This window comes from Nocardia sp. NPDC060220, assembly GCF_042727815.1.
Lineage (GTDB): Bacteria > Actinomycetota > Actinomycetes > Mycobacteriales > Mycobacteriaceae > Nocardia.
The window spans coordinates 1-4,588 of the sequence record NZ_JBHWZY010000566.1; the positions used below are offsets into that span (position 1 = coordinate 1).

A 4,588-nucleotide genomic window follows, 5' to 3' on the forward strand; every position below is an offset into this window, starting at 1 on the left:
GTTCCGGATCGAAGCGGTGAGCTACCCCGGGTTGATCGCCAGCAGGTGTGCCCAATAGCTGGCCGCGTCCGGTCCGAGGATCGGCGACAGGTAATCGAAAATCAGCCACGACATACGTTCGCAAACTCCCATTTATCGACGTGAGTGCCGCACAACCCGGCAGCTGCCGAGTGCGCCGCCGCCACAGTAACAATTGCCCGGAATGTCTCGGCGATCGTGTGCCGAGACAGGGAAAATGCGCTGGAACTCGCCGGGAACGTGAGCGAGGTCATAGAGTGATCGCCGTCGGCAGGGCTCGCTGCCACTTCCGCGAGCCCAACACATTCGATCGCGGAAGCAGGTCACATTTACATGCGGGTAGTTCGTTCCATTGTCGCCGGTGCACTGATCGCCGGAGCCACTGCGGTTTTCGCAACGCTTGGTGCCGGTTCGGCGAGCGCGGTCGCGGTGACCCCGCTCAACGGTGGGGTTCAGGTCGACCTCAGCCCGGGTGATACCGCCTGGGTGCACCAGTCCCGATTCGGCCTGACCGTGGCCGGTCTGCCGCACCCGTCGGCGGCCTCGTTCGGTCAGGCGCTCGACGCGGCCGCGACCGTGTCCTCCGCCGTGCCCAACGGCCGGGTCACTTTCACGGTGTACGGCCCGCTCGATCAGCTCAACGGCACCATGCTCGCACTGCAGTAGGAAATCGCTACTCTGCGAGAATGGAACTCCATCAGCGGATCGTCTCGGCGCCGGTCGACTTCGGCGCCATCCGTTCCGAATTCGGACTGGCCTCGGACTATCCGGCCGAGGCCGTCTCCGACGCCCGCGACGCGGTGGACGCGTTCGCGGGCACTCGGGTCGATCGGACCGATATCGAGTTCGTGACCATCGACCCGCCCAGCGCGCTGGATCTGGACCAGGCGCTGCATATCGAACGCACTCCCACCGGCTTCACCCTGCACTACGCGATCGCGGATCTCGGTGCGGTGATCGTGCCGGGCAGTGCGCTGGCCGCCGAGGCCGAAGTGCGCGGGCAGACCTTCTATCTGCCCGACGGTAATGTCGCACTGCATCCGACCGTGCTGTCCGAGGGCACCGCGAGTCTGCTGCCCGGCGTCGACCGGCCTTCCGTGTTGTGGACCATAGAACTCGACAATGATGCTGTGCCACTGAGCGTTTCGGTGAAGCGCGCACTGGTGCGCTCCCGTGAGCGGTTCGACTACGCACAGGTCCAGGCTGCCGCCGACGCCGGTATTCTGCCGCCGTCGCTGACCGCGCTGCCCGAATTCGGTCGGCTGCGGATCGAGGCGGGGTTGGACCGAGGCGCGATCTCGCTGCGGTTGCCCGCGCAGGAAGTGATCCCCGACGGAGACGGCTGGCGCCTGCGGTTGGAGCCCCGGACCGAGGCCGACGACTGGAACGAACAGGTCTCGTTGCTCACCGGCATGTGCGCGGCGCGAATCATGCTGGAGCACAAAGGGGTCGGCTTACTGCGAACGATGCCGCCACCGCCGGAGAGCGCGATCGATTCGATGCGGCGCACGGCGGCGGCATTGGGGGTCGAGTGGCCCGCCGAGGTCCCGGTGGGCCGCATGCTCGCGGGACTCGACGCGAACACCCCCGCCGCGCTGGTACTGATGTCGGAAGCCACCGGGTTGTTGCGCGGCGCGAGCTACACACTGCTCGCCGAACTCGACGACCCGACCCCGCAACAACTGACGCACAGTGCGATCGGCGCACCGTACGCCCACGTGACGGCGCCACTGCGACGGCTGGCCGACCGGTTCACCACCGAGATCTGCCTGGCCTACGATGCCGGAGCCGACGTGCCGCAATGGGTGACCGACGGTGTGAAGGCCGCCGCCGAGACGATGCGCCGCACCGATGCCGTAGCCAACAAGGTCGATCGCGCCTGCGTCGACCTGACCGAGGCCACCGTCCTCCAGCCTCGGGTAGGCACCGAGTTCGCCGCCGTGGTTTTGCGTGATGCCAACGGGTCCCGGCCCGCGGAGATCTTTGTCAGTGAACCGCCGATCCTCGCGCGGTGTGCGGGACAGCCGCCGGAAGGGGAGAAGGTCGCGGTGCGGTTGGCTGTCGCTGATCCGGGAACTCGGACTATCGGCTTCGAATACGACGGGCCACGTCGATAGTGACGACTGTCAGTTCGCCGCGGAGATGAATGCGGCGGCCGCCGGGTAGTGGGCGATGGCTCGGCCCGCGGCTGCTTCCTCGGTGTCGGCGAGGAGTTCGTAGATGGTTGCCGCTGGCGCGTGGGTACCTGCCCCTACCACCAGGATCGCTTCGCGAGATTCGACGGCGTCGCGGTGGTCGCCGAGGACGGATTGCAGGCGCTTGGCCCGGGTGCCCAGGTCGGTGGCGTCGGGGCCGAGGACCGTCGCGGCGGCTTCGCAGGAATAGCGTAAACGCTTGGCGCCCTTGCGGATGTCGTGGAGCAGTTCTACGCGGTCCGCCGGGGTGGCGGTGGGCTCGGCGAAGACGAGTGTGCGCAGGCGTTTGCGGTCGCGGCGCAAGACCTTGCCGAAGACAGCGGTCGCGTTGTCGCGGGCGAGTTCGGGGGCGAGCGGGGGATCGGTGCGCCAGGTTTTGAGGACTGTGCGCAAGCGGCGGTAGCGCTTGCCGTCCATCGCGCTCAGTACCTCCGCGTGAGCAGCGGTGTAGGCCGCACGGGAGGCCCCGACCAGGGCATCGGTGACCTCGGCGGGGACTCGGTCGTAACCGGTCAGCAGATCGGTGAACCGTTCGGCGCGGACTTCGGCGTCGCGGGCCACGCCGAGCAGGTCGGCGAGCCACTTCAGTTCCGCTTCGGTGCCGGCGGCTTCCTCGGCGTCGAACAGCCTGCGATAGGAACGCAGGACACTGCGGAGCCTGCGCGTGGCCACCCGCATCTGGTGGACCGAATCGTCGGCGTCGGCGCGCACATCGGGTTCGGCGTCGAAGAGCCGGTCGATGTCCTCGCGTAGCGCCGCGACGACGGCTTCTCCGGCCTCGGTCGCCATGGTGTCAGCCTCGCTTTCCGAACGTGTCGGTCGCCTCCACCAGCTGGGCGGTGATGCCGGGCTCGTGCGCGGTGTGCCCGGCGTCCTCGACGATGTGCAATGTCGAGGACGGCCACGCGTTGTGCAGATCCCATGCGCTCACCGCGGGGCACACGATGTCGTGGCGGCCCTGCACGATCACGCCGGGGATGTCGGCGATCCGATCTATGTCTCGCAGCAACTGTCCCTCCTCGAGGAATCCGCCGTGGCGAAAATAGTGGTTTTCGATCCGGGCGAACGCGAGAGCGAAGCGTGCTTCGGCGGTTTCGGCGACCCGATCCGGTTGCGGGAGCAGGGAACTCGTCGCGCCTTCCCATGTCGACCAGGCGACCGCGGCATCGAGCGCGACCTGCGGATCGGGGGAGTGCAGCAGCCGGTGATACACCTCCACGAGGTCGTCCCCGCGTTCCTCGACGGGGACCGGCGCCAGGAATCTCGCCCACTCGGCGGGGTAGACGTTGCCCGCGGCGCCGTTGTAGTACCAGTCGATTTCTTTGCGCCGCAACAAGAAGATGCCACGCAACACCAGTTCGGTCACCCGCTCGGGGTGGGCCTGCGCATAGGCCAGGCCCAGGGTCGACCCCCACGAACCGCCGAACACCTGCCAGCGCTCGATCCCCAGATGGTCGCGCAGCAACTCCATGTCGGCGATCAGATTCGGCGTGGTGTTGGTGTCCAGGGGAGCCCCATCGGCGATGTGCGGCATGGACTTTCCGCATCCGCGCTGATCGAACAGCACGATCTTGTACACGGCCGGGTCGAAGAAGCGCCGTTGCAGGGGCCCGGTACCGCCGCCGGGTCCGCCGTGCACGAACACCACGGGCTTGCCGTCGGGATCACCGCTGACCTCCCAGTACACCGACTGGCCGTCGCCGACATCGATCAGGCCCTGCTCGAACGGTTCGATCTCGGGGTAGAGACCGCGCATCAGAACGCCAATCCCGCGGCGAGGGAAGGCAATTCGAGAGCGGTGAGCGCCTCGGTCCGCACCTCGGGGCAGCTCTCGGTGGTCACCCGGTCGATCATCGCCTTGTCGGCGAGAACGTGCCCGTTGATGCCGCCGTTGCGGAAGCCCCAGTCGTGCACCATGGCGTTGAGCGAAATCCGCCCGAGCGTCGGGCCCTGTACCCGGAAGTTCGACAGTTCGGGCCGGATCATGTCGCACAGTTGCGCGGCGGAGGAGGGGCTGATCGTCAACGTCCCGGCCGGGGTGGTGGTCGTCGGCGCGGCCGAGGTGGTGCCCGCACTGCCGGTCGAGGCCGGTGGCGTACCCCCGCAGGCGGTCAGGGTCGCGGCGGTGAGCGCGCCCGCGATCAACAGCACGGAACGGGAAATCCAACGGCGTTGCGGCATCGGTACCTCTGCTAGTCGAACAGTGTCGCCATCGAGTCTGCCAGTTTGTGATGTGGTGCGTCGGGTCCGACGGGCGGGTTGGATCTGATGTTCGGTAGTCCCAGAACGGTTTGACGCTGTGTTTTTGGCGCGCTGGCGCGCGCGTGTCCGCGGCCCTGAGGGGCCGCCGGTCAGGCACCGGGGCTTGCTCCTTC

The 4,588-nt window shown here is 67.6% G+C and carries 5 protein-coding genes; 2 read left to right on the plus strand and 3 right to left on the minus strand.

The window, feature by feature from the left end:
• Nucleotides 1-351: 351 nt before the first annotated feature.
• Together ACFWF3_RS25200 and ACFWF3_RS25205 are read left to right on the plus strand one after the other, a co-directional pair.
• Entirely contained in the window at nucleotides 352-684 is a 333-nt protein-coding gene (locus tag ACFWF3_RS25200) for a hypothetical protein (RefSeq protein WP_378996997.1), read from the plus strand.
• A gap of 20 nt (nucleotides 685-704) precedes the next feature.
• Nucleotides 705-2,135: an RNB domain-containing ribonuclease gene (locus tag ACFWF3_RS25205; RefSeq protein WP_379315700.1), complete on the plus strand. Its 1,431-nt coding sequence runs from the start codon at nucleotides 705-707 to the stop codon at nucleotides 2,133-2,135.
• 9 nt (nucleotides 2,136-2,144) lie between these two features.
• Here ACFWF3_RS25205 and ACFWF3_RS25210 read toward each other — a convergent pair whose 3' ends face one another.
• From ACFWF3_RS25210 to ACFWF3_RS25220, 3 genes are read right to left on the minus strand one after another with little or no spacing between them, the layout of a single operon-like run.
• Nucleotides 2,145-3,002, minus strand: a complete 858-nt coding sequence (locus tag ACFWF3_RS25210) for a CHAD domain-containing protein (RefSeq protein WP_379315702.1) — start codon at nucleotides 3,000-3,002, stop codon at nucleotides 2,145-2,147.
• A 4-nt stretch (nucleotides 3,003-3,006) separates the two neighbouring features.
• A complete protein-coding gene (gene pip / locus ACFWF3_RS25215; RefSeq protein ID WP_378996989.1) occupies nucleotides 3,007-3,969 on the minus strand; it encodes a prolyl aminopeptidase in 963 nt (320 codons plus the stop codon).
• On the minus strand, nucleotides 3,969-4,394 hold the full coding sequence (locus ACFWF3_RS25220) for a hypothetical protein (RefSeq protein ID WP_379315704.1): 426 nt from the start codon (nucleotides 4,392-4,394) through the stop codon (nucleotides 3,969-3,971). The genes pip and ACFWF3_RS25220 overlap by 1 nt, the downstream gene beginning before the upstream one ends.
• Between the last annotated feature and the right edge of the window lie 194 nt (nucleotides 4,395-4,588).

What these genes read in the sequence shown, in the direction of transcription:
- ACFWF3_RS25210 (WP_379315702.1), bottom strand. Translation starts at nt 3,002, where the DNA reads ATGGCGACCGAGGCCGGAGAAGCCGTCGTCGCGGCGCTACGCGAGGAC.
- pip (WP_378996989.1), bottom strand. Translation starts at nt 3,969, where the DNA reads ATGCGCGGTCTCTACCCCGAGATCGAACCGTTCGAGCAGGGCCTGATC.
- ACFWF3_RS25220 (WP_379315704.1), bottom strand. Translation starts at nt 4,394, where the DNA reads ATGCCGCAACGCCGTTGGATTTCCCGTTCCGTGCTGTTGATCGCGGGC.
- ACFWF3_RS25200 (WP_378996997.1), top strand. Translation starts at nt 352, where the DNA reads ATGCGGGTAGTTCGTTCCATTGTCGCCGGTGCACTGATCGCCGGAGCC.
- ACFWF3_RS25205 (WP_379315700.1), top strand. Translation starts at nt 705, where the DNA reads ATGGAACTCCATCAGCGGATCGTCTCGGCGCCGGTCGACTTCGGCGCC.